The 26,786-nt window shown below is 72.6% G+C and carries 28 protein-coding genes; 19 read left to right on the top strand and 9 right to left on the bottom strand.

The genetic code is table 11. From position 1 onward, the window contains the following. Positions 1 to 19: 19 nt before the first annotated feature. A complete protein-coding gene (locus AC07B0_RS25210; protein WP_478898979.1) occupies positions 20 to 1,300 on the bottom strand; it encodes an inorganic phosphate transporter in 1,281 nt (426 codons plus the stop codon). A gap of 377 nt (positions 1,301 to 1,677) precedes the next feature. Here AC07B0_RS25210 and AC07B0_RS25205 point away from each other — a divergent pair, with 377 nt between their 5' ends. After that, a complete protein-coding gene (locus tag AC07B0_RS25205; protein WP_478898978.1) occupies positions 1,678 to 2,808 on the top strand; it encodes an alpha/beta hydrolase family protein in 1,131 nt (376 codons plus the stop codon). A 197-nt stretch (positions 2,809 to 3,005) separates the two neighbouring features. After that, positions 3,006 to 4,436: a hypothetical protein gene (locus AC07B0_RS25200; RefSeq protein ID WP_467291411.1), complete on the top strand. Its 1,431-nt coding sequence runs from the start codon at positions 3,006 to 3,008 to the stop codon at positions 4,434 to 4,436. Between the two features lie 23 nt (positions 4,437 to 4,459). On the opposite strand, the gene AC07B0_RS25195 is transcribed toward AC07B0_RS25200, so the two are convergent. Both AC07B0_RS25195 and ypfJ read right to left on the bottom strand, forming a co-directional pair. Further along, positions 4,460 to 4,855 (bottom strand): VOC family protein, encoded by a 396-nt coding sequence (locus tag AC07B0_RS25195; RefSeq protein WP_356879645.1) that lies wholly within the window; start codon positions 4,853 to 4,855, stop codon positions 4,460 to 4,462. Between the two features lie 76 nt (positions 4,856 to 4,931). After that, positions 4,932 to 5,822, bottom strand: coding sequence for a KPN_02809 family neutral zinc metallopeptidase (gene ypfJ / locus AC07B0_RS25190; protein WP_356879643.1), 891 nt, complete (start codon positions 5,820 to 5,822; stop codon positions 4,932 to 4,934). A gap of 291 nt (positions 5,823 to 6,113) precedes the next feature. Here ypfJ and AC07B0_RS25185 point away from each other — a divergent pair, with 291 nt between their 5' ends. The 8 genes from AC07B0_RS25185 (at position 6,114) to amaP (ending at position 11,760) form a co-directional block, all read left to right on the top strand. Further along, positions 6,114 to 7,712, top strand: coding sequence for an ABC-F family ATP-binding cassette domain-containing protein (locus AC07B0_RS25185; RefSeq protein WP_356879641.1), 1,599 nt, complete (start codon positions 6,114 to 6,116; stop codon positions 7,710 to 7,712). A 353-nt stretch (positions 7,713 to 8,065) separates the two neighbouring features. Beyond that, entirely contained in the window at positions 8,066 to 8,287 is a 222-nt protein-coding gene (locus AC07B0_RS25180; protein ID WP_356879639.1) for a helix-turn-helix domain-containing protein, read from the top strand. Positions 8,288 to 8,470: 183 nt separating this feature from the next. Beyond that, on the top strand, positions 8,471 to 9,250 hold the full coding sequence (locus tag AC07B0_RS25175) for an enoyl-CoA hydratase/isomerase family protein (RefSeq protein WP_356879637.1): 780 nt from the start codon (positions 8,471 to 8,473) through the stop codon (positions 9,248 to 9,250). Positions 9,251 to 9,566: 316 nt separating this feature from the next. Further along, the gene (locus tag AC07B0_RS25170) at positions 9,567 to 9,998 is read left to right on the top strand and encodes an Asp23/Gls24 family envelope stress response protein (RefSeq protein ID WP_356879635.1); all 432 of its coding nucleotides are present in this window, start codon (positions 9,567 to 9,569) and stop codon (positions 9,996 to 9,998) included. A gap of 17 nt (positions 9,999 to 10,015) precedes the next feature. Continuing rightward, the gene (locus AC07B0_RS25165; RefSeq protein ID WP_356879633.1) at positions 10,016 to 10,219 is read left to right on the top strand and encodes a hypothetical protein; all 204 of its coding nucleotides are present in this window, start codon (positions 10,016 to 10,018) and stop codon (positions 10,217 to 10,219) included. 91 nt (positions 10,220 to 10,310) lie between these two features. Continuing rightward, positions 10,311 to 10,658, top strand: coding sequence for an Asp23/Gls24 family envelope stress response protein (locus AC07B0_RS25160; RefSeq protein ID WP_356879669.1), 348 nt, complete (start codon positions 10,311 to 10,313; stop codon positions 10,656 to 10,658). Continuing rightward, the gene (locus AC07B0_RS25155) at positions 10,655 to 11,197 is read left to right on the top strand and encodes a DUF6286 domain-containing protein (protein ID WP_356879631.1); all 543 of its coding nucleotides are present in this window, start codon (positions 10,655 to 10,657) and stop codon (positions 11,195 to 11,197) included. The genes AC07B0_RS25160 and AC07B0_RS25155 overlap by 4 nt, the downstream gene beginning before the upstream one ends. After that, positions 11,194 to 11,760: an alkaline shock response membrane anchor protein AmaP gene (amaP, locus tag AC07B0_RS25150; protein ID WP_356879629.1), complete on the top strand. Its 567-nt coding sequence runs from the start codon at positions 11,194 to 11,196 to the stop codon at positions 11,758 to 11,760. The genes AC07B0_RS25155 and amaP overlap by 4 nt, the downstream gene beginning before the upstream one ends. A 91-nt stretch (positions 11,761 to 11,851) precedes the next feature. On the opposite strand, the gene AC07B0_RS25145 is transcribed toward amaP, so the two are convergent. The 5 genes from AC07B0_RS25145 to AC07B0_RS25125 all read right to left on the bottom strand — a co-directional run bounded on the left by AC07B0_RS25145 (position 11,852) and on the right by AC07B0_RS25125 (position 15,649). Beyond that, positions 11,852 to 12,607 (bottom strand): SDR family oxidoreductase, encoded by a 756-nt coding sequence (locus tag AC07B0_RS25145; RefSeq protein WP_478865985.1) that lies wholly within the window; start codon positions 12,605 to 12,607, stop codon positions 11,852 to 11,854. A 10-nt stretch (positions 12,608 to 12,617) separates the two neighbouring features. Beyond that, positions 12,618 to 13,415: an SURF1 family cytochrome oxidase biogenesis protein gene (locus AC07B0_RS25140; RefSeq protein ID WP_356879625.1), complete on the bottom strand. Its 798-nt coding sequence runs from the start codon at positions 13,413 to 13,415 to the stop codon at positions 12,618 to 12,620. A 115-nt stretch (positions 13,416 to 13,530) separates the two neighbouring features. Then, positions 13,531 to 13,791: a hypothetical protein gene (locus AC07B0_RS25135; RefSeq protein WP_356879623.1), complete on the bottom strand. Its 261-nt coding sequence runs from the start codon at positions 13,789 to 13,791 to the stop codon at positions 13,531 to 13,533. 120 nt (positions 13,792 to 13,911) lie between these two features. Then, entirely contained in the window at positions 13,912 to 14,880 is a 969-nt protein-coding gene (locus tag AC07B0_RS25130) for a DEDDh family exonuclease (protein WP_356879621.1), read from the bottom strand. A 145-nt stretch (positions 14,881 to 15,025) separates the two neighbouring features. Then, entirely contained in the window at positions 15,026 to 15,649 is a 624-nt protein-coding gene (locus tag AC07B0_RS25125) for a TetR/AcrR family transcriptional regulator (RefSeq protein WP_356879619.1), read from the bottom strand. Between the two features lie 112 nt (positions 15,650 to 15,761). Here AC07B0_RS25125 and AC07B0_RS25120 point away from each other — a divergent pair, with 112 nt between their 5' ends. The 7 genes from AC07B0_RS25120 (at position 15,762) to AC07B0_RS25090 (ending at position 22,816) form a co-directional block, all read left to right on the top strand. Further along, entirely contained in the window at positions 15,762 to 16,559 is a 798-nt protein-coding gene (locus AC07B0_RS25120) for an acetoacetate decarboxylase family protein (protein ID WP_356879617.1), read from the top strand. Between the two features lies 1 nt (position 16,560). Next, on the top strand, positions 16,561 to 17,445 hold the full coding sequence (locus tag AC07B0_RS25115; RefSeq protein WP_356879615.1) for an SDR family NAD(P)-dependent oxidoreductase: 885 nt from the start codon (positions 16,561 to 16,563) through the stop codon (positions 17,443 to 17,445). Positions 17,446 to 17,455: 10 nt separating this feature from the next. Then, on the top strand, positions 17,456 to 18,748 hold the full coding sequence (locus tag AC07B0_RS25110) for an amidohydrolase family protein (RefSeq protein WP_478898977.1): 1,293 nt from the start codon (positions 17,456 to 17,458) through the stop codon (positions 18,746 to 18,748). Then, positions 18,745 to 19,965: an amidohydrolase family protein gene (locus AC07B0_RS25105; protein WP_478865980.1), complete on the top strand. Its 1,221-nt coding sequence runs from the start codon at positions 18,745 to 18,747 to the stop codon at positions 19,963 to 19,965. The genes AC07B0_RS25110 and AC07B0_RS25105 overlap by 4 nt, the downstream gene beginning before the upstream one ends. A 147-nt stretch (positions 19,966 to 20,112) precedes the next feature. Beyond that, positions 20,113 to 21,048 carry a sterol desaturase family protein gene (locus tag AC07B0_RS25100; RefSeq protein ID WP_478898976.1) on the top strand — a complete coding sequence of 312 codons (936 nt, stop codon included), beginning with the start codon at positions 20,113 to 20,115 and terminating at the stop codon, positions 21,046 to 21,048. Further along, the gene (locus tag AC07B0_RS25095; RefSeq protein WP_478865979.1) at positions 21,045 to 21,731 is read left to right on the top strand and encodes a lysoplasmalogenase; all 687 of its coding nucleotides are present in this window, start codon (positions 21,045 to 21,047) and stop codon (positions 21,729 to 21,731) included. The genes AC07B0_RS25100 and AC07B0_RS25095 overlap by 4 nt, the downstream gene beginning before the upstream one ends. A gap of 41 nt (positions 21,732 to 21,772) precedes the next feature. After that, entirely contained in the window at positions 21,773 to 22,816 is a 1,044-nt protein-coding gene (locus AC07B0_RS25090; protein ID WP_356879605.1) for a zinc-dependent alcohol dehydrogenase family protein, read from the top strand. A gap of 58 nt (positions 22,817 to 22,874) precedes the next feature. Here the strand turns inward: AC07B0_RS25090 and AC07B0_RS25085 are convergent, their stop codons facing one another. Then, positions 22,875 to 24,428 (bottom strand): S8 family peptidase, encoded by a 1,554-nt coding sequence (locus AC07B0_RS25085; RefSeq protein ID WP_356879603.1) that lies wholly within the window; start codon positions 24,426 to 24,428, stop codon positions 22,875 to 22,877. A gap of 258 nt (positions 24,429 to 24,686) precedes the next feature. On the opposite strand from AC07B0_RS25085, the gene AC07B0_RS25080 reads away from it, so the two are divergent. Together AC07B0_RS25080 and AC07B0_RS25075 are read left to right on the top strand one after the other, a co-directional pair. After that, positions 24,687 to 25,052 carry a DUF485 domain-containing protein gene (locus AC07B0_RS25080; RefSeq protein ID WP_356879601.1) on the top strand — a complete coding sequence of 122 codons (366 nt, stop codon included), beginning with the start codon at positions 24,687 to 24,689 and terminating at the stop codon, positions 25,050 to 25,052. Further along, positions 25,049 to 26,674 (top strand): solute symporter family protein, encoded by a 1,626-nt coding sequence (locus AC07B0_RS25075; protein WP_469383600.1) that lies wholly within the window; start codon positions 25,049 to 25,051, stop codon positions 26,672 to 26,674. The genes AC07B0_RS25080 and AC07B0_RS25075 overlap by 4 nt, the downstream gene beginning before the upstream one ends. Positions 26,675 to 26,786: the final 112 nt, after the last annotated feature.

Here is a 26,786-nt window from a genome sequence, read left to right as displayed (position 1 = left end):
ACCTCTGTCGTTCTCGGGGTCAGACCGCCGCGGCCGGAGCCGCGGGGGTCGTCGGGGTCGCCGTCGCGGCCGGGATGGTGGCCTTGAGGTCCTCGTCGGTCACGGCGGCGGTGGTACCGGCCGCGGCGGTGGTCGGCGGGACGGTGACGGCGGCCATGGCCGTGGTGACGACACCGGGCTCGTCCGTCGTGGTGGCGGTCTCCACCTCGTTGACGTTGTGGTGGTCGACGACCTGGCGGCGGGAGATGACCCAGATGGCGAAGCAGGAGGCGACCAGGAAGACGGTGACCGCGGCGATGCCGACGTCACCCGTGCGCATGACCAGCTCGGCGCCGGCGGCGACGAGGGCCGCGGCGGGCAGGGTCAGGCCCCAGGCGATGAACATGCGGGTGGCGGTGGACCAGCGGACCACGCCGCCCTTGCGTCCCAGGCCGGAACCCATGACGGCGCCGGAGCACGCGTGGGTGGTGGAGAGGGAGAAGCCGAGGGTGGAGGAGGCCAGGATGACGCTCGCGGCCGAGGTCTGGGCGGCGAAGCCCTGCTGCGGCTGGAGGTCGGTGAGGCCCTTGCCCATGGTGCGGATGATGCGCCAGCCGCCCAGGTAGGTGCCCATCGCGATGGCCAGGCCGGCGGAGACGATGACCCAGACCGGCGGGTTGGCCCCGGCGGGCAGGGCGTTCCCGGCGACGAGCGCCAGGGTGATGATGCCCATCGTCTTCTGCGCGTCGTTGGTGCCGTGCGCGAGGGAGACGAGACCGGCCGAGGCGATCTGGCCGGCGCGGTACCCCTTGGCGGAGGTCTTCTCGCCGACGTTGTGGCCCAGCTTGTACGTGAGCTTCGCGGCCAGCATCGCGGCGACACCGGCGACGATCGGGGCGGCGATCGCGGGGATCAGCACCTTCGTCACGACGACGCTGCCGTTGACCGCGCCGATGCCGGCGGAGGCGACCGCGGCGCCGATCAGGCCGCCCATGAGGGCGTGGGAGGAGCTGGAGGGCAGTCCGACCAGCCAGGTGACGAGGTTCCAGAGGATCGCGCCCACCAGGGCGGCGAAGATCACCTCTGGCTGGATGCCTTCCTCGTTGACCAGGCCCTTGGAGATCGTCTTGGCGACCTCCACGGACATGAACGCGCCGACGAGGTTCAGCACGGCGGACATCGCCACCGCAGTCTTGGGCTTGAGGGCGCCGGTCGAGATGGTGGTGGCCATCGCGTTGGCCGTGTCGTGGAAACCGTTCGTGAAGTCGAACACGAGAGCGGTGATGATCACGATCCCGAGGAGAAGCGTTATGTGCTCCATTTACCCAGGCTTCTGTTTGACGTCAGTGGCTCGGCGACCGTAGGCAACCTGGATGAACGGAAGGTGAACTGGGTCGGGCCGAGTGGTGTCCGCGGGCGGCGCATGATCGGGACCTTCGCCCCGATTCCACCGTGAATATAGCGATTGATGCACGTCAGGGCCGGGTGAACACACCCCTCCCGAAAGGTCTTCCGGTACGGGTGTCCCTGCCGAAGGCGCCCCGGAAGAGACCCAGATCACGTCCCGGACCCCCTCGGGCGGCCGCTCCCCGGCAGGCGCGCCGGCTCGCCTGCTCACCCGTTCCGGTTGTGCGCGCCGCGAGCGCGGAAGGATCACCTCCGGTGGCCCCCGCGCCACACCGCCTCGACACTGGAGCCGTGCGTACCGCCACAGCGACGGCAGCGGCCGTCACGACGACCCTGATCGGTGCCGGAGCAGCCGCTGTCGCGGCCGGCCGGTACGCCGCCGACGCCGCCCTGCGGCCCGAATCCGGGCGCCCCCTGCCCGGCGGGCCCCGGCTGAGCGTCCACTCCACCGCCCCGGGCCGGATCACCCTCACCCGTTCGCTGGCCTCCCTGCGCCCCGGTACGTACGGACTGACCGCGCCCGGCGTGCACGCGGTGGTCGGCCCCGTCCTCCCCGACGTCCCGCACGGCCCGGACACCGTCGTGCGCCGCCTGCTCGCCGTCACCCACGGCAGCCTGGAACCCGGCACCCGCGTCACGCTCACCCCCCAGGTGTACCTGGGCAACCCGCGCTCCGCGCTCGGCCTCGAACACGCCGACGTGGACGTCCCCGGCGAGCTCGGGGCCCTGCCCGCCTGGTTCGTGCCCGCGGCCCGGGACACCTGGGTGATCACCGTGCACGGGCTCGGCACCGGCCGCGAGCACCCGATGGTCCTCATGCCCTTCCTGCACCGCCACCACCTCCCGGTCCTCGACCTCGCCTACCGGGGCGACCTCGGCGCCCCCGCCTCCCCGGACGGCCTCGGCCACCTCGGCGAATCGGAATGGCGGGACCTGGACGCCGCCATCCGCTACGCCCTGCGCTACGGAGCCCGGCGGGTGATCCTGCACGGCTGGTCCACCGGGGCCACGATGGCCCTGCACGCCGTCGAACGCTCCGCCCTGGCCGACCGGATCTCCGGACTGGTGCTGGACTCGCCCGTCCTGGACTGGCACGCCACCCTGCGGGCCCTCGCCGCGGCCCGGCACGTCCCGCGCCCCCTGCTCCCGCTCGCGGTACGGGCCGCGGAGGGCCGCGCGGGGCTGCGCGCGGACCGCCGCCCGCCGGGCGCGGACCCGGCCGCCCTGCGCGTCCCGGTGCTGATCTTCCACGGGCCCGACGACGTGCTCGCCCCGTGGGAGCCCTCCCGGCGGCTGGCCGCCGCCCGGCCCGGCCTGATCACCCTGCACACGGTCGCGGCCGCCCCGCACGGGGCGATGTGGAACGCCGACCCGGCCGGGTACGAGGAGGCGCTGCGCCGCTTCCTCACCCCTCTCATGTAGGGGCCCCGCGGGGCCCCGTGGGGCACTCCCGTGTCCGGAATGTGACGGACTGTCGGGCGGGCTGTGTGGTGCCGGGGTGAAGGGGATGTGGCGGACGGGGCAGGGTGGCACGTTTGTCCCGCTTCGTCCACCCCGTGACCTGTGGAAACGCCTGGTTCCGTTTGGGCTTTCGGCCAGTGACGGGCGAGACTGCTTCCGTGACGTCCCGAAAGCCTGATGAGCAGTTGGCTCGCGACTCCAGACTCCGACTCGTCTCCCCGCGCTCCGTCGCCACGGCGCGCAAGGCGGTGACCGACCGGCGAACCCGGCCGGCCCCCCGGCCGCCGGCGGGCACCCCCGCTACGGCAGACCTGGCGAACAGGGCCCGCGCCTCCCTCGCCGACGCGGTACGGCTGGCCCGCTGGGCCGAGCTGAACCTCGGTGCGGGCGACGGCGGCCGCCCCGCACCCGCGGGCGCGCTGCCCGCCTCCGACGTGGAACGGGCCGCCGGGGAACTGCGCCTGACACACGGCCAGATCCGGGTCGGCTGGGACCGCGCCCGGCTCTCCGGCCTCGTCGAGGTGCACGGCGGCCACGCCCGCCCCGGCTGGCGCCTGCGCGCCTGGGACCGGGACGACACCGCGGTCCTGCGCGGCTGGGTCGCCCTCTTCGACGCCTGGTCGCTCGTCCACCCCGCCCCCGCCGACATCGCCCCCGGGGCCGTCGCCGAGGTCGTCGAGGCGATGCCGCAGCTGCTCTCCCTGCTCCAGTTGTCGGCCGGCCCCGTGACCGTCCCCGACCTGCTGGACCTCCTCGGTCAGCGCGTCACCGAACTCCGCGACGAACGCTGCGAGGTCCCCTACGCCGGCGACCCCGCCGGCACCCGGGAAACGGCAGGCGAAGCCGCCCCCGCCGAACCCCGCCCCCTCCCGCTCGCCCGGCTGCTGCGCTGGGCGCTCGGCGGCCTCGCCGCGGTCGACGCCGTCACCCTGGGCCCCGCACGGGCCACCCTCACCCCCCTCGGCAGCTGGGCCGTCTGGGTCAAACTGGAGCAGATCTGCGTCGCCGCGCAGAGCCCGGCCGGGAACATCGAGCAGTCCGCCGCCGCCATGCTCCACGGCTGCGCCCGGCTCACCCCGGGACCGGCCCGTGCCGAGTACCGGGCCTGGCTCGCCGCCCGCCCCGTCGGGCACGCCGTCAGCGAGCTGCTGCACGCCGCGCGCGGCGAGGACGCCCTCCTGCGCGGCCTGGCCTTCGAGGCCCTGCGCGTGGTCGGCGCCCCCGCCGAACCCGAGGTCCGCGCCGCCGTGCGCGAACCCGCGCTGCGCCCCTACGCCCTGCTGTGGCTCGCCGAGCACGACGGGGTCGACCCGGACGAGGCCCAGGAGGTCCTCACCGCCGAGGAGTCGACCTGGCTCTGGGTGGACACGGCGGCCGCCATCGCCGACCACGGCGAGGCGGAGCTGCTGGCCCGCCACCTCGACTCGGCCGTGCGCACCACCGTCCCCCGGCTGCTGGACGAGGTCCGCGCGGTCGGCCACCCGCGCACCGTGCAGGTCCTGGTCGCGCTGGCCGCCGCCCACCCCGACCCCGCTCTGGCCAAAGCGGTCCGCCGGGCAGCCTTCCAGGTCCACACCGGCGGCGCCTGACCTACGGGCGTACGCGCCGCGGATCAGACCTGCGGCGCGTACGTGCCGAAGCTCCAGACGTTGCCCTCGGCGTCGCGCGCCATGTAGTCCCGCGAGCCGTAGTCCTGGTCGGTCGGCTCCATGAGGATCTCCACCCCGTGCTCGGCGGCCCGGCGGTGGTGCGCGTCCACGTCGTCCACGACGACGTAGACCCCGGCCGGGCCGGCGCCCTCCATGACCTTGTCGAAGGCGCCGCCGGTGCCCTTGCTGCCGAGCATCACCATGCCGTTGCCGTACGACAGCTCCGCGTGCGTCACGGCGCCGGCGTCACCCTCGTAGACCGAGACCTGGGTGAATCCGAAGGCCTCCGTCAGCTGCTGGATCGCCGCCTTCGCGTCGCGGTAGAGCAGGGTCGGGACGATGGACGGAACGCCTGCCATGGCGATCACTTCCTCTCGTGAACGTGCGGGTGCGTACATGTGACCCGCACCACAGCATGGCAGGAGCCGCCGACCGTCAGCGGAAGGTGTTGCACTGGGCCATGTCGCCCGTGCGGTAGCCCTGGTAGAACCACTGCTGGCGCTGTTCGGCCGATCCGTGGGTCCAGGACTCGGGAGTGACCCGCCCCTGGAACTTCTCCTGGATCCGGTCGTCGCCGACCGCCGCCGCCGCGTCCAGCCCGTCCCGGATGTCCTGGTCGGTCAGCGTGGTGATCAGCGGCCGCCCGGTGGACTCGTCCGGGGTCCTCGTCGCGTTGTGCGCCCACACCCCGGCGTAGCAGTCGGCCTGGAGCTCGACCTTGACGGCGTTGCTGCCCGCGCCCTGCCGTCCGTCCTGCGCCCGCTGGAGGGTGCCGGTCAGGTTCTGGATGTGGTGCCCGTACTCGTGGGCCACCACGTACGCCTGGGCGAAGGGGCCGCCGCTCGCCCCGAACTTCGACCGCAGCTCGTCGAAGAAGCCCAGGTCGAGGTAGACCTTCCGGTCGTTCGGGCAGTAGAAGGGCCCGACCGCGGAGGTGGCCGCCCCGCAGGCGGTGCCCACCCGCCCCGTGAAGAACACCGTCTGCGCCGGGCTGTACTGGCCGCCGCGCCTCTGGAACTCCTGCTTCCAGAAGTCCTGGGTGCTGTTGACCACGGCGACCAGCCGGCAGTCCTCGCGGGTGTTGGCGTCCTGCCCGGTCCGGCAGGTCTGCTGTACCTGGCTGACCGACGAGGACGAAGGCGCCGGTTCCTCGTTGCCGGACGACAGCCCCAGCTGCTCGGGCCCCACCCCGAACAGCAGGCCCATGATCAGGGCGATGATGCCGACGAGGCCGCCGCCGATCGTGGCCCTCCCGCCCGGGATGCGGCTGCCCCGCACGTCCTTGACCTCGGACGTGTCCAGATTGGCGTTGTCGTCGAACTGCATCCCGCACCGCCTCTGTGTTCATGCAGCCGGGGGGTCACGTGTCCGCCCCTGCGGCGAGTATCAACCCGTTCATCCTGATACGCGCCCCGGCCCTCCCGCGTGATCCGTGGGCCGAACGGGGGACGGACCGGCGCACCGGGGGAGCGGGCCCGTGGGGCCGGGCGCCCCGAAAAGTAGTTGCGCACCCCCGGTAGAATGGTCCGCATGGCAAATCTCCTTGCGGATTAGCGGCGTCGAAGCATCGCGCGTCCTGCCCCCCTTCCGCCGTCCCCACCGCCCTGGAGTATTTCCGTGATCACCGCAACCGGCATCGAGCTGCGTGCCGGCGCCCGAGTCCTCATCGAGTCCGCTTCCTTCCGCGTCGCCAAGGGCGACCGCATCGGCCTCGTCGGCCGCAACGGAGCGGGCAAGACCACCCTCACCAAGTGCCTCGCCGGCGAGGGCCAGCCCGCCGCCGGTGCCATCGCCCGGTCCGGTGAGGTCGGCTACCTGCCGCAGGACCCGCGCACCGGCGACCTCGACGTCCTCGCCCGCGACCGGATCCTCTCCGCGCGCGGGCTCGACGTGCTGATCAAGAAGATGCGCGCCAACGAGGAGCGCATCGCCACCGGCTCGGGCGGCACCCGCGACAAGGCGATGAAGCAGTACGAGCGCCAGGAGACCGAGTTCCTGACGAAGGGCGGGTACGCCGCCGAGGCGGAGGCCGCCACCATCTCGGCCGCCCTCGGCCTGCCCGACCGCGTCCTCGGACAGCCGCTGCACACCCTCTCCGGCGGTCAGCGCCGCCGCGTCGAGCTCGCCCGGATCCTCTTCTCGGACGCCGACACCCTGCTCCTCGACGAGCCCACGAACCACCTCGACGCCGACTCGATCGTCTGGCTGCGCGACTACCTGAAGAACTATCGCGGCGGCTTCATCGTCATCTCCCACGACGTCGACCTGGTCGAGACCGTCGTCAACAAGGTCTTCTACCTGGACGCCAACCGCGCCCAGATCGACGTCTACAACATGGGCTGGAAGCTCTACCAGCAGCAGCGCGAGGCCGACGAGAAGCGCCGCAAGCGCGAGCGCCAGAACGCCGAGAAGAAGGCCGCGGCCCTGAACTCGCAGGCCGACAAGATGCGCGCCAAGGCCACCAAGACCGTCGCCGCGCAGAACATGGCCAAGCGCGCCGACCGGCTCCTCGCCGGCCTGGAGGCCGTCCGCGTCTCCGACAAGGTCGCCAAGCTCCGCTTCCCGGACCCGGCACCCTGCGGCAAGACCCCGCTGACCGCCGAGGGCCTGTCGAAGTCCTACGGCTCGCTGGAGATCTTCACCGACGTCGACCTGGCCATCGACAAGGGCTCGCGCGTGGTCATCCTCGGCCTCAACGGCGCCGGCAAGACCACCCTCCTGCGCCTGTTGTCCGGTACGGAGAAGCCCGACACCGGCACGGTCGTCCCCGGCCACGGCCTCAAGCTCGGCTACTACGCGCAGGAGCACGAGACGCTCGACCCCGAGCGCACGGTGCTGGAGAACATGCGCTCCTCCGCCCCCGACCTGGACCTGGTGGCGGTCCGCAAGACCCTCGGCTCCTTCCTGTTTTCCGGCGACGACGTCGACAAGCCCGCGGGCGTGCTGTCCGGCGGTGAGAAGACCCGACTGGCCCTCGCCACCCTGGTCGTCTCCTCGGCGAACGTCCTGCTCCTCGACGAGCCCACGAACAACCTCGACCCGGCCAGCCGCGAGGAGATCCTGGGCGCGCTGCGCACCTACAAGGGCGCGGTCATCCTCGTCACCCACGACGAGGGCGCGGTGGAGGCCCTGGAGCCGGAGCGCATCATCCTGCTCCCGGACGGGGTCGAGGACCTGTGGGGCCCGGACTACCGGGACCTGGTCGCCCTCGCCTGACGGGTGCCCGGGGGAGTGATCCAGTCCCTTATGGATCATTCGGCTCAGGCGTGATCCATCATCTGAGTGAGCCGGTCTCGTACCGTTGCGCGCTCAACGACGACCCCGGCCGCATCCCTGGCGATGCGCGACCGGGGTCGCCCGTATCCGGCGTCCGGCCCCTGACCTGGTGATTCCCCCTGGCGGCGCGGAGGTGTGACGGAGGTCATGCGGCGGAAGAGAAGATTCCGTTCTGCTCGCGCGTCCACTCCTCGAGAAATGCCGTCGTACCGACCTTGCTGAATGGGTGGCCAGGAAGCCGGGGAGGGGTGATCATGAGAAGTCCAGAGCGCACTTCCCATGAGGAGGCACGGGTGGCCGAGACTCTGAAGAAGGGCAGCCGGGTAACCGGCGCCGCGCGCGACAAGCTCGCGGCAGACCTGAAGAAGAAGTACGACTCCGGTGCGAGTATCCGGGCGCTGGCCGATGAGACCGGCCGGTCCTACGGATTCGTCCACCGGATGCTCAGTGAATCCGGAGTCACGCTGCGTGGTCGCGGTGGCGCGACGCGCGGCAAGAAGGCGGCTGCGGCCTGACCCCCGGCCGGGAGGCCCGGGGTGGTGCCGGAGAAGCTCGACGGCTCCACGCTTGATGGATCGACGATTCTGTTCCACGCACGGTTCCTTCGGTGACCCCCGGTCGGCCCTGTGGCCGACTGGGTGGTTACTGTGCAGTCACTTAGGCCGAGCAAGCGGCCGACTGCACACCGGAGGCACCAGATGGCTCTGCTCGACAAGGACGGCGTACGGCTCACCATCGACGACTCGGTCGCCACGGTGACCCTGACCAATCCGGCCAAGCGAAACGCTCAGTCCCCCGCGCTCTGGCGGGCGTTGGCGGAGGCCGGACAGTCACTGCCGGGCACCGTCCGGGTCGTGGTCCTGCGCGGCGAGGGCAAGTCCTTCTCCGCCGGTCTCGACCGGCAGGCGTTCACTCCCGAGGGTTTCGAGGGTGAGCCGTCCTTCCTCGATCTGGCACGTGGTGCGGACGACCTGCTCGACTCCACCATCGCCGAGTACCAGGAGGCTTTCACCTGGTGGCGGCGCAACGACATCGTCTCCGTCGCCGCCGTACAGGGGCATGCGATCGGCGCCGGCTTCCAGCTCGCGCTCGCGTGCGACCTGCGCGTGGTCGCGGACGACGTGCAGTTCGCCATGCGCGAGACCAGCCTGGGCCTGGTCCCCGACCTCGGGGGCACCCAGCCGCTGACCGCGCTGGTCGGCTATGCCCGGGCGCTGGAGATCTGCGCCACGGGCCGCTTCGTGCATGCCGAGGAGGCCGAGCGCGTGGGCCTGGCCAACCTCGTGGTCCCGGCGGACGAACTAGACGCCGCCGTCCAGGACCTCACCACCGCCCTGCTCGCTCCGCCGCGCGACGCCGTCATCGAGACCAAGGCGCTGCTCCGCGACGCCACGTCCCGGTCCTACGACGCGCAGCGCACCGCCGAGCGCGCCGCGCAGGGACGCCGGCTGCGCGACCTGGCGGGCCTGTCGGACTGACCCCGGCACGCCACCCCTTCACCAGCCCCTCCATCGGCCCGTCACCCCTTCGGCCCCGCCGAAGGGGACCGGTTCGCCGCCTTCCCCGGCCGGTCGCCCGCCCCTTCCCGGCCCGGCCCCGGCCGGGGAGCGGCCGGGCCGGGGCCCGGCTCCGGCGGCCGCGGGCCCGCGCCGGATCCGGGCCACCGGCGTGGTTTCCGGCGCGCGGACGGGCGTACGCGCTTACGGTGGACAGGAGCGGGCGGCCCCGAAGAGCGGCCGCCGCCCTTCGGGGGCTGCCGGTTCCCGAGACGTCTCCCCAGCCCAAGGACCTGCGATGACCGAATCCGCATCAGGGGGATCCTCCAAGGCCCCCGCCGAACGGGGCCGCACCACCATCGCCGACGGCGTGGTCGAGAAGATCGCCGGACTGGCCGCCCGCGAGGTGGTCGGCGTCCACGCCATGGGCAGCGGCGGCGGCCTCTCCCGTACCTTCGGCGCCGTGCGCGACCGGGTCCCCGGCGGGGCCCGCGCCTCGGTCAGCCGTGGGGTCAAAGCCGAGGTCGGCGAGGTGCAGACCGCCCTCGACCTGGAGATCGTCGTCGACTACGGCGTGTCGATCCGTGACGTGGCCCGGGCGGTCCGTGAGAACGTCATCGCCTCGGTCGAGCGGATGACCGGCCTCGAAGTCGTCGAGGTCAACATCGCCGTCAGCGACGTCAAACTGCCCGACGAGGAAGACGAGGAACCGGAATCCCGCCTCCAGTAGCCGAAGGGAGCCACGCAATGAGCATGGCCGTAGCCGGCCTGCTGGCCGGCATGGCACTGGGGTTCGCCGGGTACTTCGGCGGATTCGGAGCCTTCCTGCTGGTCGCGGCCCTCGGCGCCGTCGGCTTCGTCGTCGGCAGGTTCCTCGACGGGGACCTCGACCCCGGAGACCTCTTCCGCCCCCGCAACCGGCCGCGCGGCCGCGACGACCGGCCCCTGTGAGCCGCCCGTGAACACGCCGCCGCCGCCTCCGCCCACCCCGTCGTCCACCCCCGCGTCCCCGCAGGCGGACCCGGCCCGGACCACACCGGCCCTGGTGCCCGCCGCGGACCGGGGCGCCACCCGCATCGCCGACCGGGTCGTCGCCAAGATCGCCGCCCAGGCCGCCCGCGAGGCCCTCGCCGGCGGGCTCCCCGCGCCCGGCGCGGCCCCGCACGCGACCGTCACCGTCCACCACGACATCGCCCGGGTAAGGGTGAGCCTGGAACTCGGCTACCCCTCCGACCTCGCCGCCCAGTGCGCGGCCGTACGGACCCAGGTCGCCCGGCGCGTCGAGGAGTGCGCGGCGATGTCCGTCCCCGAGGTCGACGTCGACATCGAGCACCTGCACTCCACCCACACCCGGCCGGCCCCCGGGGGCCGCGACCGGCGGCTGCGGTGAAGGGACCGGGCCGCATCCGGTCCACCCGCAGGATCCCGGCGGCGCTCACCGCGCTGGCCGTCATCGCCGTTGCCGGGATCTTCCTCTACGACCTGGCGGCGGTACGCGCCCACCGCCCCGGCATGCGGTGGCGCCCCGCACTCGCCCGGTGGCTGGAGGGCCACACCCCGGCCGACACGGAAGTGCTGGCCGGCGGCGGGATCCTGGCCGCGGCCGGGCTCCTGCTCCTGCTCCTCGCACTGACCCCCGGCCTGCGCGGACTGCTGACCATGCGGACGGCCGACGGGGAGGGGAACGCGGTACGGGCCGGGCTCGCGCGGAAGGCGGCCGCGCTGGTGCTGCGCGACCGGGCCATGGAGGTCTCCGGCGTCCGGTCGGTCCGGGTGAAGGTCGGCCGTTCCCGCGTCGGGGTACGGGCCACCTCGCACTTCCGCGAACTGGACGACGTACGGGCCGACCTGGACGAGGTGCTCGCCGTCGGCATCGAGGAACTGGGCCTGGCGCGTCCGCCGCGCCCGAGGATCAGGGTGAGGAGGTGAGCGCGGTGCTCGGGAAGGTGAACCGGACGCTGCTGGCGGTCATCGGCCTCGTGCTGCTGGCCGCCGGGGCCGCACTGCTGAGCGCGTCACGGCCGCTCGGCGGCCGGCACGCGCCGCTGCTCGCGGCGCGGAGCAGGGTCCGCTACTGGCACGCCGACGGCTGGTGGTGGTGGGCGGTGGCCGCCGGACTGGGGCTGTGCGTGCTGCTGGCGCTGTGGTGGCTGCTGGCGCAGCTGCGGCGGCCCCGGCTCGCGGCGCTGGAGGTGGACACCGGCGACGGGGCCTTCGCGCGGCTGCGGGGCCGGGCACTGGAATCGGCGGTCGCGGCCGAGGCACAGGCGCTGGACGGCGTCGCCCGGGCCAGGGTCGCCCTGCGCGGCCGCCGCGACGCCCCGGGGCTGCGGATCGCGCTGGACCTGGAGCCGCACGCCGTCCCGGCCGATGCGCTGGCCGCGCTGGAGGGACCGGTCCTGACCCACGCCCGCGCGTCGGCGGGACTCCCCGAACTCCCCGCCGAAGCCCGCCTCCGCGTCGCCTCCCACCACGCCCAGCGCGTGACGTGACCCCGCGCGGAACCGGGGCCCGCCCGGACGGCCACGGATGGCCCGGGGTCCGGGACGGGCCCGCCGGCCGCTCGGGAGGGCGGCCCCGGGGTCAGAAACCGTGGCGGTAGCCGCCGTCGACCGGGACCATCACGCCGGTCAGGTAGGACGCCGCCGGGGAGAGCAGGAACGCGGCCGTGCGGCCGAACTCCTCCGGGGTGCCGTAACGCCGCAGCGGGATGCGGGACTCGTTGCCCGCCCGGGCGGCCTCCGCGTCGCCGGACATTGCGTCCAGCTCCCGCACCCGGTCCGTGTCGATGCGGGCCGGCAGCAGCCCGACCACGCGGATCCCGCGCGGGCCCAGGTCCACCGACAGGGACTTGGCGAATCCGGCCAGGCCCGGCCGCAGGCCGTTGGAGATGGTCAGGCCGGGAATCGGTTCGTGGACCGAACCTGACAGCACGAAGCCGATGACCCCGCCCTCGCCCAGCTCGGCGGCGGCCGCCCGGGCCAGCCGCACCGCGCCCAGGAACACCGACTCGAAGGCCGTCGCCCACTGCTCGTCGGTGTTGTCCGCCGCGAGGCCCGGCGCCGGGCCGCCCACGCTGATGAGGACGCCGTCGAAGCGGCCGAAGCGTTCCTTCGCGGTGGCCACCAGCCGTGCCGCCACCGCCGGGTCGGCATTGTCCGCCGCCACGCCCACCGCGTTCGGGCCGAGCTCGGCCGCCGCGTCCGCCGCCCGCTTCGCGTCGCGGCCCGTCACCACGACCTTCGCCCCGTCGGCGGTCAGTTCCCTCGCTGAGGCGAAGCCGAGGCCGCGGGTGGCTCCGGTGACGACGTAGACGCGGTCCTTCAGTCCAAGATCCATGCGGGCCACGCTACGCCGAAGCGGGCTCCGGGGACACGGTCTTCGCCGCGGCCGCGGCCGCGGCCTGTTCGCGGTCGCGCCGCTCCCGGCGGACCAGCACCACCCACCCCACCGGCACGGCCGCCGCGAACAGCCACCACTGCACGGCGTACGCCATGTGCGCGCCGATCGAGTCGTGGTCGGGCTCGCCCACCGGCTCCGGGCTGCCGTCGGCGGGCGCCGGCGCGGTCAGTTCCAGGTAGCCGCCGAGGACGGGCCGGCCCAGGGCCGCGGCCTGCTGCTCGCTGTTGATCAGCATCACCTGGCGGTCGGGCAGGCCCTTGCGCTCCTTGATGCCGCTGCCGCCGCTCGTCTCGTCGGCCTTCAGCCGGCCGGTGACCGTGACCTCGCCCGAGGGTGCGGCCGGCACCGGCGGGTAGGCCCGTACGTCGTCGCCGCCGGCGACCCAGCCCCGGTTGACCAGGACGGCTCGGCCGTCGCCCAGCAGCAGCGGGGTCACGACGTGGAAGCCGACCTTGTCGTCGTTCGAGGTCCGCATCCGGACGACCACCTCGTGCGCGGGGTCGTAGGTGCCGGTGACGGTGACGGCACGCCAGTAGTCGGACCGCGGAACGGTGTGGCCCGGCGAGGTGATCCCGGTCATCGGCACGGGCTTCCCGTACAGGTTCCGCGCGATGAGCTCGTTCTGGGCGACCCGGTGCTCATGGCGGTGGAACTGCCAGAAGCCCAGCTTGATCATCGCGGGGATGAGGGCGAGGGCGACGAGGGTGAGGCACACCCACTGCCGGGTCAGCACAAAGCGGTACACGTCCACGACGGTACCCCCAGCGGCGACGACCCCGGCGGCCGGGTGGCCCTCCGGGGTCGTGGCGAGGAGCGGGGCGGGGGAGCGGGTCGTGAGGGCCGCGGGACGGCGCCGCGGGTCACCCCATGGCGCCGGCGGGACTGCCCACCCGGTCGATGATCCCGGCCTTGCCCTCGGCGCGGGCGCAGTGCGCCCCGCAGTACCAGTGGCCGTCGGCCTCGACGCCCTGGCCGATGATCTGCACCCGGCAGTGCTCGCAGATCGGCGCCATCCGGTGGATCGCGCAGGAGAACGAGTCGAAGACGTGCCGCGCACCGTCCTGGGTCTCCACGTAGAACGCCAGGTCGTAGTCATTTCCGCATACTTCGCAACGTGCCATGGCGGCATGGTGGAGCTTCGGACCGGCGCGGCGGTCGGAGGTCCTCGTGTTGTCGGAGAAGTTCTACCCGGCTGGCGTAGCGGGCCCGGGCCGGCGGGGCGGGGGCGTCCGGCCGCGGTCTCAGTCGGCCGGCGCCACGTCCCGCAGGAGCTGGGTGAAGGCGGCCTCGTCCACGACCGGGGTGCCGAACGACCGCGCCTTGACCGTCTTCGAGGTCGCCGAGTCGGGGTCGTTCGTCACGAGCAGGCTCGTGAGCCGCGACACACTCGTCGCGATGTGCAGCCCGGCCTCCACCGCGCGGTCCTCCAGCAGCTCCCGGTCCACCGAGGTGTCACCCGAGAAGGCGATCCGCATGCCCTGCTTGAGCGGCTTGCCGTCCTCGAAGCGTCCCGGGTTCGGGTGCGGGCACGGCGGCCGCTTGCGGGAGGCGCGCCAGCTGCCCCCGCTGTACGAGGCCTGGTAGCCGACCCGGGGCGCGGCGGGCGAGTCCGACCACTCCGTCAGCGGACGGCACTCCAGCAGGGGCAGGCGCACGCCGTCCCGCGCGGCCGCGTGCAGCGACGGGCGGAAGGCCTCGGCCAGTACCCGGGCGTCGTCCAGCGCGTGGTGGGCACGCTGCTGCACCACCCCGAAGTGCGCGGCGAGGGACTCCAGCTTGTGGTTGGGCAGCGGAAGGTTCAGTTCCTTCGACAGGGCGATGGTGCACAGCCGCTGACGGACCGGCGCGGTCGCCGACGCCCGCGCATACTCCCGGGCGATCATCTGCCAGTCGAAGATGGCGTTGTGCGCGACCAGCACCCGGCCGTCGAGCCGGCCGGCGAACTCCTCGGCGATGTCCTCGAAGAGCGGCGCGTCCTGGAGCACGTCGCTCGTCAGCCCGTGGATCCAGACCGGGCCCGGATCCCGGCGCGGGTTGACGAGCGTGTACCAGTGGTCCTCCACGTTGCCCTGCGCGTCGAGCCGGTAGACGGCCGCGGACACTATCCGGTCGTCGCGAGCGAGCCCGGTGGTCTCCACGTCGACGACCGCGTACCCCTGTGGGTACGCGGTCGGCCAGGTCGTCTCTGCGGTCGTACGGTCGGCGAGCATGGTCACAGAGGATATCGGGCCCGACCGACAGCCGTGGCCCGATGCCCCTTCAGCCCGCCTCCGCGACCAGGTCCCCGGCGCTCACCCGGTCGGGGGCAACCGGTACTTCGGCCGGTCCCGGGAAGGTCCGGTACGAGGTCGTCGACTACCCGGGCGGTCTGAGCAGGGCCTCGGTCAGCGCCCGTACGGACAGCAGGAACAGCCGCTCCGGGTCGGCCGGGCGGGCCAGGGCGCGGGCCAGGGCCGGGTCGTCGGGGGCGGCGGCCGGGTCCCACAGCTCGCCCTCGGCGGGTGACTGCGCGGGGGAGCGCTCGCGGTTGCGCTCGACCAGCAGGAAGCCGACGATCTGGAACTGGATGGCGCGTACGGCGTCGGCGGCCCGCGCGCCGCGCAGTCCGGCGGCGTGCACCTCGTGGACCAGGGCCTGCTGGGCGGGCAGGAACATGCGGTCGGTGAGACCGCGTTCGTGGACCATCGCGACCAGGTGCGGGCGCGTCCGCAGCTCGCGGCGCAGGATCCGGGCCACCGACAGGATCCGCTCGGCGGGCGTGCGGCCGACCGGCCCGATGGCGCCCATCTCCTCCACGGTCCGCTCCACGAGCGCGTCGAGGAGGGACTCGCGGTTGCCGACGTGCCAGTAGATGGACGTCACCGCCGTGCCCAGGGCGGCGGCGAGCCCCCGCATGGTGAGGGCCGCCGGGCCGTGCCGCATGACCAGGGACGCGGCGGTCTCCAGCACCGCCTCGCGGGTCAGCGCGCTCCTCGTCATCGGCCGGCCACCCATCTGTCGATCCGTCAGTTCTCGTGTGTGCAGGGGTCTTTACCCTTCATCGGTGGCGGTGTAACTGTGTTACAGAACCGACCGAAGGGTGGTGCGAGACATGGCACGCGTACGGTACGGAGCGCGCACCGAGGCCGAGATCGCGGCGTCGCGCGAGAAGAGTTCCAAACTCCCCGACATCTGGTCCACCGGGGTGGTGGCCGTCTGGGAGAGCGACCCGGACGTGATCGCGGCGGTCCTGCCCCCGCCGCTCAAGCCCGCCGCACGGCCCCTCGTACGGGCCAACATCAGCAAGGTCGACCTGCCCGGCTACCCGCTCGGCGCCGGATCGGTGGCCGTCGCCGCCGAACACGGCGGGGTCGAGGGCTGGTATCCGCTGGTCATGCCGATGACCCACGAGCGCGCCCTCGTCGGGGGCCGCGAGGTGTTCGGCGAACCGAAGAAGCTGGGCGAGGTGACCGTCGAACGCGACGGGCTCGTCGTCCGGGCCGCCCTGGCCCGCCACGGGATCGCCTTCGTGGAGGTGCGCGGGGCCGTGGACCGGGCGCTGCCGCTGCCCGAGCCCACCCGGAAGACCGACTTCTACTTCAAGTTCCTGCCGGCGGTGGACGGTTCGGGCTTCGACGTCGACCCGGTGCTCGTCCACTGCACGCGCAACGAGAAGGTCCGCAAGCTGGAGCACATCACCGGGGACGTCGTCCTGCGCGAGTCCATGTTCGACCCGGTGGCCGACCTCCCCGTCCGCCGGCTGGTGGAGATCACCATCGGCGAGAAGACCACCGACCAGAAGGGCAGGGTCGTCGAACGGGTCAGCGCCCAGGCCCTCCTCCCGTACATCCACCAGCGCTACGACGACCCCCTGCAGATCCTGGACGGACCGCCCGAAGGGACGGTGTGACATGCGGCTCGAACCGGGACAGGTGGCCGTCGTCACCGGCGCCGCCGGCGGCATCGGCCTGGCCATGGCCCGCCGCTTCGCCGCCGAGGGCTTGAAGGTGGTCCTCGCCGACGTGGAGGAGGCCGCCCTGCGCAAGGCCGCCGGGGAACTCGCGGCGGAGGGCGCCGAGGTGCTCGCACGGCTCGTCGACGTCAGCGACCGCGACTCCGTGACCTCCCTCGCCGACGCCGTCTACGAGACCTTCGGCGCCGTGCACGTCCTCTGCAACAACGCCGGCGTGGGCTCCGGCGCCGAGGGCCGGATGTGGGAACACGAGCCCAACGACTGGAAGTGGGCCTTCTCCGTCAACGTCTGGGGCGTCTTCCACGGCATCCAGGCCTTCGTCCCCCGCATGATCGAGGGCGGCGCCCCCGGGCACGTCGTCAACACCTCCTCCGGCGACGGCGGCATCGCCCCGCTGCCCACCGCCTCCGTCTACGCCGTCACCAAGGCCGCCGTCGTCACCATGACCGAGTCGCTGTACGCCCACCTCAAGGCGGAGGGCGCCGCCGTCGGCGCCTCCGTCCTCTTCCCCGGACCGCACATGCTGCGCACCGGGCTGTGGGAGTCGCACCGCAACCGGCCCGACCGCTACGCGAAGGAGCGGCCGCGCAGATCCCCATACCGCAGCCTCGACCAGTACGAGGCCGCGATGAAGCAGGCCGGGCACGAGGTGCGGTTCACCCCCGTCGAGGAGGTCGCCGGGCACGTCGTGGACGGCATCCGCGCCGACCGCTTCTGGATGCTCCCGCCCGGCGAGCACAGCGACCGGCAGATCCGCGCCCGGTCGCGGTCGATGCTCGACCGCGCCAACCCCGCCTACCTGGAAAGCTTCATCCTCGACTGAGGGGCCCGCCGTGCCTGACGAGACGTTCGAAGACCCGTACCTGATCATCTCCTCCGACTGCCACGCGGGGCTGCCGACCGAGCAGTACCGCCCCTACCTCGATTCCCGCTTCCACCCGCAGTTCGACGAGTTCCTCGGCCAGCGCGACGCCCGCCGGGCGGAGGCCACCCGCCTCGGCGTCCGCAACGAGGCGTTCGCCGAGAAGTGGTTCCACGACCACGAGGAAGGCCTCAGAGGAGGCTGGGACACCGGACAGCGGCTGAAGGAACTCGACGGCGACGGGGTGGCCGGCGAGGTCGTCTTCCCCGACGCGGACGCCGTCGACAGCCAGACCGCGGCCCCCTTCGGGGTGGGTCTCGGCCTGTCCGGCGACCAGGACCCCGAACTGGGCATGGCGGGCGCGCAGGCGCACAACCGCTGGCTGGCCGAGTTCGTGTCCCAGCACCCCGAACGCCACTGCGGCGTCGCCCTGCTCCCCATCACCGGCGAACCGGACAAGGTCGTCGCCGAGATATACCGGGCCAAGGAGTCCGGGCTGGGCGCGCTGATGATCCCGGCCATGTGGGTGGACAAGGCGCCCTACCACGACCGCCGTTACGACCCCGTCTGGGCGGCGGCGGCCGAGACGCGCATGCCGATCGTGACCCACTCCGGGTCCTCGCCGCGCCACGAGTACGGCGACCACCTGGGCATCTTCGTCTCCGAGGTCACCTGGTGGCCGGCCCGCCCGCTGTGGTTCCTGCTCTGGTCGGGGGTCTTCGAGCGGCACCCCGGCCTGCGGTTCGGCGTCGCGGAGTCGGGCTGCTGGTGGCTGCCCAACCAGCTCTGGTTCATGGACCGCCTCTACCTCGGCGCGCACGGCGGGAAGAAGCTGTCCCCGTTCGAGGAGCTGAAGCGCCCGCCGAGCGAGTACCTGGACCGCCAGGTGTTCGTCTGCGCGACGAACACCAAGCGGCGCGAACTGGCCCAGCGCTACGAGATCGGCGTGGACAACATCCTCTGGGGCTCGGACTTCCCGCACCCGGAGGGCACCTGGCCCGACACCCGCAACTGGCTGCGGAACACCTTCCACGACATCCCCGTCGCCGAGACCCGCCGGATGCTCGGGCTGGCGGCGGCGGAGGTCTTCGGCTTCGACACCGCGAAGCTCGCCCCGCTCGCCCGCCGTATCGGGCCCACCCCGGCCGAGCTCGGCCAGTCCCCGGACCAGGCCTCGGTCGAGGCGTCCTGGGCCCGTTCCCGGGAGACGGGACGGCACTGGCTCACCGGCGGCGACTTCCCGGTCCTGGGGGTCTCGTCATGACGGGGGACCGCTACACGGTCATCTCGGCGGACTGCCACGCCGGCGCCGACCTCCTCGACTACAGGCCGTACCTGGCCGCGCGCCACCACGAGGCCTTCGACGCCTGGGCGGCCGCGTACGTCAACCCGTACGAGGACCTCCTCGCCGACACCGCCGACCGCAACTGGAACTCGGCCCGGCGGCTGTCGGAGCTCGAAGCGGACGGGATCGTCGCCGAGGTCCTCTTCCCGAACACGATCCCCCCGTTCTTCCCCAAGGCCTCCCTGATGGCCCAGCCGCCCACCGCGGCCGAGTACGAACTGCGCTGGGCCGGCCTCCAGGCCCACAACCGCTGGCTCGCGGACTTCTGCGCCGACGCGCCGGGCCGGCGGGCGGGTGTCGTCCAGATCCTGCTCAACGACGTGGACGCGGCGGTCGCGGAGATCCGCCGCACCCGGGAGGCCGGCCTGACCGGCGGCATCCTGCTGCCCGGCGTCCCGCCGGGCTCGCCCGTCCCCGAGCTGTACTCCTCGGCGTACGACCCGATCTGGGCGGTGTGCGCGGAACTGGACGTCCCGGTCAACCACCACGGCGGCTCGGCCTCGCCCCCGCTCGGGGACGAACCCGCGGCCCGCGCCGTCTTCATGGTGGAGACCACTTGGTTCTCGCACCGCGCTCTGTGGCACCTGATCTTCGGCGGTGCCTTCCACCGCCACCCGGGCCTGAAACTGGTCCTGACGGAGCAGGGATCCGGCTGGATCCCGGGCGTGCTGGAGATGCTGGACTACTACCACGGCCGCCTGGTGGCCGCCTCCGCCACCGCCGAGGCCAAGTTCGGCGCGGGGCTGGCGGAGTCCATGGGCAAGGGCCCGAGCGAGGTCTGGCGGGACAACTGCTTCGTCGGAGCGAGCTTCATGCGCCCCCACGAGGTGCCGCTGCGGGACCGGATCGGCCTCGACAAGATCATGTGGGGCAGCGACTTCCCCCACGACGAGGGCACCACCCCCTACTCCCGCGAGGGCCTGCGCATCGCCTACGCGGGCCTGCCCCGCGAGGAGGTCGCCGCCATGGTGGGCGGCAACGCGGCCCGCGTCTACGGCTTCGACCTCGCCCTCCTGGACGCGGTCGCCGCGAAGTGCGGCCCCCTGGTCTCGGAGATCGCCGAGCCCCTCACCGAAATCCCCCCGGCCGCCACCAGCCCCGCCTTCGCCCGCGGCGCCTCGGTCCGCGTCTGGTGACACCCCGCCCGCCGGGGCGGCCCGGGCCCTGGGGGAACCCGGGCCGCCCCGGCGGGATCCGCTTGCGGGTACCCGCGGTAACCCAGTCGGATACCGATCGGTAACAACCCCTAGCGGTGCCCCCGAGGGCGCCTTTATGGTGCGGGCATGCCGAACCTGCCCGATGTCGTGCTGTGGTCCATACCCGCCTTCGTGCTGCTCACCGTCATCGAGGTGGTGAGCTACCGGCTCCATCCCGACGAGGACGCGGCCGGGTACGACACCAAGGACGCCGTCACGAGCGTCACCATGGGACTCGGCAGCATCGGCTTCGACCTGCTGTGGAAGATCCCGGTCGTCGCGGTGTTCACCGCGGTCTACGAACTCACCCCGCTGCGGGTGCCGTTCCTGTGGTGGACCGCCCTGCTGATGCTGCTCGTCCAGGACTTCCTCTACTACTGGCAACACCGGCTCCACCACGTCATCCGCATCCTGTGGGCCTGCCACGTGGTCCACCACAGCAGTCGGCGGTTCAACCTCACCACCGCCCTGCGCCAGCCCTGGACCAGCGCCACCACCTGGTGGTTCTACCTGCCGATGGTGGCCGTCGGCGTGCACCCGGCGGCGATCCCGTTCTGCTACGGGATCAACCTGCTCTACCAGTTCTGGGTCCACACCGAGCGCATCGGCAAGCTGCCCCGCGCCTACGAGTACGTCTTCAACACGCCCTCCCACCACCGCGTCCACCACGCCTCCCAGGGCGGGTACCTGGACCGGAACTTCGGCGGCATCCTGATCGTCTGGGACCGGATGTTCGGCTCCTGGGTGGGGGAGACCGAACGGCCCGTCTACGGGCTCACCAAGAACATCGGCACCCACAACCCGCTGCGCGTGGCCACCCACGAGTACGCCGCCATCGCCCGCGACGTACGGGCCGCCGGCAGCTGGCGCGAGCGCGCCGGACGCGTCTTCGCCGGCCCCGGCTGGCAGCCCGCCCGCCCCGCCGGGGACGGCGCGCCGGAAGCGCCGGAGCCCGCCGCGGCGCAGTCCGCGCCCCCGGCTCCCGCCCCGCAGTCCGCCCCCGAGCCGGAGCGTGCCGCGTGAGCGCGACCGAAGCCCGTACGCCCTCCTGGGCTGCCCGCCCCGGCCCGGCCGGTAACGGCCGCGCCGGGCGGATCCTGCTCGCCGCCTTCGCCGCCGCGGCCGCCGCGGACCTGGTCTCCCTGCTCGCCGACTGGCACCTCGGGCACGTCCTGTTCAAGCCGCTGCTGATGCCGCTGCTCGTCGCCCACGTGATCACCCGCCGCGCCCCCCGGCTGCTGGTTGCCGCCCTGCTGTTCGGCTGGGGCGGGGACCTCGCGCTGCTCTTCGACGCCGAGCCCGCCTTCCTGATCGGCATGGGCTCCTTCGCCGCCGGACACGTCTGCTACCTCGTCCTCTTCGCCCGCCGCCGCACCGGCCTCCTCCTCGGCGTCGCGTACGCCGTGGCCCTGACCGGGACCGTCGCCCTGCTGTGGGGCGACCTCCCGGCCGACCTGCGGATCCCGGTCGCGGGCTACAGCCTGCTGCTCACCGCCATGGCCTACCGCGCGAGCGCCCTCGGCCGGGTCGCGGGCGCGGGCGGGGCGCTGTTCCTGCTCTCCGACACGCTCATCGCGACCGGGGTCGCCGAGTGGCCCCAGCTGCCCCGGCCCGACTTCTGGATCATGGCCACCTACCTGGCGGCCCAGTACCTGCTGGCCACCGGAGTCCTCGGCGGCCCCGGCTCTCGGACGGGCGTACGGTAGGACGGTCATACAAGACCGCACTTCCGGAGGACTGCACCACCATGCGCGCCACCGTCATCCACGCCCCGCACGACATCCGCGTGGAGGAGGTGCCCGACGCCGCGATTCGGCGTCCCGAGGACGCCGTCGTCCGCGTGCTGCGCGCCTGCATCTGCGGCAGCGACCTCTGGGCCTACCGCGGCGAGGCCGCGCGGCAGCCCGGCCAGCGGATCGGCCACGAGTTCCTCGGCATCGTCGAGGAGACCGGCTCCGCGGTCTCGGGCCTGCGCGCCGGGGACCTCGTCGTCGCCCCCTTCATGTGGTCGGACGGCACCTGCGACTACTGCTCCGAGGGCCTGTACACGTCCTGCGTGCACGGCGGCTTCTGGGGCTCGGTCGGCCACGACGGCGGCCAGGGCGAGGCCGTCCGGGTCCCGCACGCCGACGGCACCCTCGTGAAGCTGCCGGCCGAGGCCGTCTCCGACGACCACCTGCTGACCGGCCTCCTCGCGCTCTCCGACGTCATGGGCACCGGACACCACGCGGCCCTGGGCGCCGGCGTGCGGGCGGGTTCCACCGTCGCCGTCGTCGGCGACGGCGCGGTCGGCCTGTGCGGCGTACTGGCCGCCAAGCGGCTCGGCGCCGAGCGGATCATCGCCCTGGGCCGGCACTCCGTCCGGACGGACATCGCCAAGCTCTTCGGGGCCACCGACGTGGTCGCCGAGCGGGGCGAGGCGGCCGAGGCGGCCGTCCGCGAGCTCACCGGCGGCCAGGGCGCGCACGCCGTCATCGAGGCGGTCGGCACCGAGATGTCCATGCGCACGGCCGTGAACATCACCCGCGACGGCGGGGCCATCGGCTACGTCGGCGTCCCGCACGGCAGCGGCACCGGCCTCGACCTCGGGGTGATGTTCGACCGCAACATCACCCTGCGCGGCGGTGTGGCACCGGTCCGGGCGTACATCCCGGAGCTGCTGGCGGACGTGCTGAGCGGCGCGATCGACCCGGCGCCCGTCTTCGACCGGGCCGTGTCCCTGGACGAGGTCCCGGACGGCTACCGCGCGATGGACGACCGCAGCGCCCTCAAGGTCCTGATCAAGCCCTGAGCCGGCGGCGGAACGGGCCGGGCGGGGAACGCCCCCGCCCGGCCCGTCCGTCATCCGCCTACTTGACGGCCTTGAGCGCGTCGACCACGCCGGCTCCGTAGTAGCCCGTCTGACCCCACTTGGTCTTGCAGGTGGTGGCGTCGATCAGGTTGCCGGTGCCGTCGTAGATCTTGGCCGGGCACGCGGCCTTCGTCGCCTGGCCCTTCAGCATCGTCTGGAGCTGCGAGGGCGAGGCCCACGGGTGCGCGCTCTTCAGCAGCGCCGCGACGCCGGCCACGTGCGGGGCGGCCATCGAGGTGCCCTGCTTGTAGCCGTAGCCGCCGCCCGGGACGGTCGACAGGACCCGGCCGTTGGCGTCCGGGGTGGCCGGCACCTGCCACTTGTCGCCGCCGGGGGCGGCGACGTCCACGACCCCGAGGCCGTAGCTGGAGTAGTAGGACCGCAGCCCCTGGTCACCGGTGGCCGAGACGGTGACCACGCCCGGCAGCTGGGTCGGCAGGTCCAGGCAGACCTTCGGGTCGATGGTGCGCGGCACCGCGGTGGTGTCGTTCGGGCTGGTGTCGTCGAGGATCGACTCGCCCGCCAGGTCGTGGTCCGAGTTGCCGGCCGAGGCCACGCTGAGGACGCCCTTGCGCTCCGCGTACTTCGTCGCCCGGCCGATGGCCTCCACCAGCGCCTTCTGGTCGTCGTCGTTCTTGCAGGTGTAGTTCCACGGGTCGACGTAGTAGCTGTTGTTGGTCACCTCGATCCCCTTCTCGGCGGCGAACATGAAGCCGCAGACCACTGCCTCGGTGTAGAAGAGGCTGGTCGCGGGCTCGCTCACCTTGATCGCGGCGACCTTCACGCCGGGCGCGACACCGCTGACGCCCACGCCGTTGCGGGGGGCCGCGATGGTGCCCGCCACGTGCGTGCCGTGGTCGCTGCCGTCCGGGTACGGGCGCCAGGCGCCCTCGGAGGTGTCCGCGACGCCGCCGACGCAGTTGGCGGACTGGCCCTTGGAGAAGTTCGGGGCGAGATCCGGGTGGGTGTCGTCCACACCCGTGTCGATGACGCCCACGGTGACGTCCTGGCTGCCATCGTTGATCTTGTGAGCCTGGTCGGCCTTGATCGTCCGCAGGTCCCACTGGTTGGGCTCCAGCGGCTCCTGCCCCGGCGTGGCCTGCGCCGCCGCCTTGGCGGCGTCAGCCGCGCTCAGCTTCTGCGTCGCGCCCTCCTCGGTGGTCTGCACCGCGGAGAGGGGGGCCGTCCGGGTGGCGCCCACCGACACGAAGAGGCTGCGCTGGGTCCGCAGCTGCTTGGCGAACTCGGGGTTCTGGGAGTGTGCGACGACGACCCCGATCTCCTCGTAGGCCTTCACCACCGTTCCGCCGGCCCGCTCGATGGCCTTCTTCGCCTGCTTGGCCGTCCCGTACGCGGTCAGGTTCGCCACGTACGACAGCTTCGGTCCGTCCGCGGCGGGCTTCGCCGCCGTCGCCGTGGCCGCCGTGTTGCCGAGCGGCGCGGCGGAGGCGGCGACCGAGGGCAGGAAGGCGAGGGAGGCGGTGAGCGCCAGACCGACCGGCACGGCGAGACGATTGTTCTTCCGGGCGGCACGCGACCCCAGATGCGCCATGGGTTCTCCACATCATCCGTGAAAAAGCCGTCCGTACGCGGTTTGCGCAGGACGGGTTCATGACACGCGAACCTAGTGCCGGTGTTCCCCTCTCCGCCATCAGTTCGAGGAATCAGTTTTCAAAGAAACTCAGGGTGTTGAACCGTCCCGACGCGCCGGCCGTGCCGTTGACAGGGGGGATCGGCACCACCGTCCCCCCACACGGAGGTTGTTTTGTCCGTCGTCCCCACCGCACCCGCGTCACAAGGAGAGCCCCCCGTGACCACCGAAGCAGCGCCGCCCCACGGCAGCGCGGGACCGGCCCCTGCGAGTCCCACGGCCGAAGACTTCACGCGCGTCCAGCAGAGCCCGGAGTTCGCCGAACTGCGCGGCTCGTACCGCTCCTTCGCCTTCCCGCTCACCGTGGCGTTCATCGCCTGGTACCTGCTGTACGTCCTGCTGTCCAGCTACGCGGGCGGCTTCATGGGGACCAAGCTCTTCGGCAACATCAACGTCGCCCTCGTCCTCGGCCTCGCCCAGTTCGCGACGACCTTCCTGATCGCCTGGCTGTACTCCCGGCACGCCGCCGCCAAGCTCGACCCCAAGGCCCAGGCCATCAAGGCCCGGATGGAGGCCGGAGAATGAGCACGGTTCCGCAGCTGACCCTCGCGGCGGGGGCGAGCGAGCACCGCCCGCTGATCATCACCCTGTTCGGCCTGTTCGTCGTCGCCACCCTCATCATCACGATCTGGGCCGGCCGCCAGACCAAGGACGCCGCCGACTTCTACGCGGGCGGCCGCCAGTTCACCGGCTTCCAGAACGGCCTGGCCATCTCCGGCGACTACATGTCCGCCGCGTCCTTCCTCGGCATCGCCGGAGCCATCGCCCTCTTCGGCTACGACGGCTTCCTCTACTCCATCGGCTTCCTCGTCGCCTGGCTCGTGGCCCTGCTGCTCGTCGCCGAGCCGCTGCGCAACTCCGGCCGCTACACGATGGGCGACGTCCTCGCGTACCGGATGCGCCAGCGGCCCGTGCGGACCGCGGCCGGCACCTCCACCATCGTGGTCTCGATCTTCTACCTGCTCGCCCAGATGGCCGGCGCGGGCGTGCTCGTCTCGCTGCTCCTCGGCATCACCAGCGACGGCGGCAAGGTGGCCGTGGTCGCGCTGGTCGGCGTACTGATGATCGTCTACGTGACCATCGGCGGGATGAAGGGCACCACCTGGGTCCAGATGATCAAGGCGGTGCTGCTGATCGCGGGCGCCCTGCTGATCACCTTCCTGGTGCTGCTCGAATTCAACTTCAACATCTCCACGCTGCTGGGCCAGGCCGCCGAGAACAGCGGCCAGGGCACCAAGTTCCTGGAGCCAGGACTCAAGTACGGCAAGGACTCGCTCAGCAAGCTGGACTTCATCTCCCTCGGCCTCGCCCTGGTCCTGGGCACCGCCGGCCTGCCGCACATCCTGATCCGCTTCTACACCGTTCCCACCGCCAAGGCCGCCCGCAAGTCCGTGAACTGGGCCATCGGCATCATCGGCGCCTTCTACCTGATGACCATCGCCCTCGGCTTCGGCGCCGCGGCCCTCCTGAAGCGGGCCGACATCCTCGCGTCGAACAAGGCCGGCAACACCGCCGCCCCGCTCCTCGCCCAGGAGATCGGCGGCGGCGCGGATTCCACGGGCGGCGCGATCCTCCTCGCGGTGATCTCCGCGGTCGCCTTCGCCACCATCCTCGCGGTGGTCGCGGGCCTCACCCTCGCCTCGTCCTCCTCCTTCGCGCACGACCTGTACGTGAACGTCATCCGCAAGGGCAAGGCCACGGAGAAGGAGGAGGTCCGCGCGGCCCGCTGGTCCACCGTGGTCATCGGCGCCGTCGCCATCGGCCTCGGGGCCCTGGCCCGTGACCTGAACGTGGCCGGGCTCGTCGCCCTCGCCTTCGCGGTGGCCGCCTCCGCCAACCTGCCGACGATCCTCTACAGCCTCTTCTGGAAGCGCTTCACCACCCAGGGCGCCCTGTGGTCGATCTACGGCGGCCTGATCTCGGCGGTCGGCCTCGTCCTCTTCTCCCCGGTGGTCTCCGGCAAGCCCACCTCGATGTTCAAGGACGCCGACTTCTACTGGTTCCCGCTGGAGAACCCCGGGATCATCTCCATCCCCCTCGGCTTCTTCCTCGGGTGGCTGGGAACCGTCCTGTCCAAGGAGGAGGCCGACCCCCAGAAGTTCGCCGAGCTGGAGGTGCGCTCCCTCACCGGAACAGGGGCGCACTGAGATCCACCGAACACACAGCGTGGCCGCGTCGTACTTCTCTACGACGCGGCCGCGTCGCGTCTCGTTCATTCGGGCATCCCTACATGCCATTGCCGTCCCGTAGGCTCGAATC

This window comes from Streptomyces sp. NPDC044704 (assembly GCF_056433525.1).
The sequence above is the reverse complement of the archived record's forward strand: the minus strand, read 5'-3'. Positions and strand labels throughout refer to the sequence as shown.

What these genes read in the sequence shown, in the direction of transcription:
- AC07B0_RS25210 (WP_478898979.1), bottom strand. Translation starts at nt 1,300, where the DNA reads ATGGAGCACATAACGCTTCTCCTCGGGATCGTGATCATCACCGCTCTC.
- AC07B0_RS25195 (WP_356879645.1), bottom strand. Translation starts at nt 4,855, where the DNA reads ATGGCAGGCGTTCCGTCCATCGTCCCGACCCTGCTCTACCGCGACGCG.
- ypfJ (WP_356879643.1), bottom strand. Translation starts at nt 5,822, where the DNA reads ATGCAGTTCGACGACAACGCCAATCTGGACACGTCCGAGGTCAAGGAC.
- AC07B0_RS25175 (WP_356879637.1), top strand. Translation starts at nt 8,471, where the DNA reads ATGGCTCTGCTCGACAAGGACGGCGTACGGCTCACCATCGACGACTCG.
- AC07B0_RS25170 (WP_356879635.1), top strand. Translation starts at nt 9,567, where the DNA reads ATGACCGAATCCGCATCAGGGGGATCCTCCAAGGCCCCCGCCGAACGG.
- AC07B0_RS25165 (WP_356879633.1), top strand. Translation starts at nt 10,016, where the DNA reads ATGAGCATGGCCGTAGCCGGCCTGCTGGCCGGCATGGCACTGGGGTTC.
- AC07B0_RS25145 (WP_478865985.1), bottom strand. Translation starts at nt 12,607, where the DNA reads ATGGATCTTGGACTGAAGGACCGCGTCTACGTCGTCACCGGAGCCACC.
- AC07B0_RS25135 (WP_356879623.1), bottom strand. Translation starts at nt 13,791, where the DNA reads ATGGCACGTTGCGAAGTATGCGGAAATGACTACGACCTGGCGTTCTAC.
- AC07B0_RS25130 (WP_356879621.1), bottom strand. Translation starts at nt 14,880, where the DNA reads ATGCTCGCCGACCGTACGACCGCAGAGACGACCTGGCCGACCGCGTAC.
- AC07B0_RS25125 (WP_356879619.1), bottom strand. Translation starts at nt 15,649, where the DNA reads ATGACGAGGAGCGCGCTGACCCGCGAGGCGGTGCTGGAGACCGCCGCG.
- AC07B0_RS25120 (WP_356879617.1), top strand. Translation starts at nt 15,762, where the DNA reads ATGGCACGCGTACGGTACGGAGCGCGCACCGAGGCCGAGATCGCGGCG.
- AC07B0_RS25115 (WP_356879615.1), top strand. Translation starts at nt 16,561, where the DNA reads ATGCGGCTCGAACCGGGACAGGTGGCCGTCGTCACCGGCGCCGCCGGC.
- AC07B0_RS25105 (WP_478865980.1), top strand. Translation starts at nt 18,745, where the DNA reads ATGACGGGGGACCGCTACACGGTCATCTCGGCGGACTGCCACGCCGGC.
- AC07B0_RS25100 (WP_478898976.1), top strand. Translation starts at nt 20,113, where the DNA reads ATGCCGAACCTGCCCGATGTCGTGCTGTGGTCCATACCCGCCTTCGTG.
- AC07B0_RS25090 (WP_356879605.1), top strand. Translation starts at nt 21,773, where the DNA reads ATGCGCGCCACCGTCATCCACGCCCCGCACGACATCCGCGTGGAGGAG.
- AC07B0_RS25085 (WP_356879603.1), bottom strand. Translation starts at nt 24,428, where the DNA reads ATGGCGCATCTGGGGTCGCGTGCCGCCCGGAAGAACAATCGTCTCGCC.
- AC07B0_RS25075 (WP_469383600.1), top strand. Translation starts at nt 25,049, where the DNA reads ATGAGCACGGTTCCGCAGCTGACCCTCGCGGCGGGGGCGAGCGAGCAC.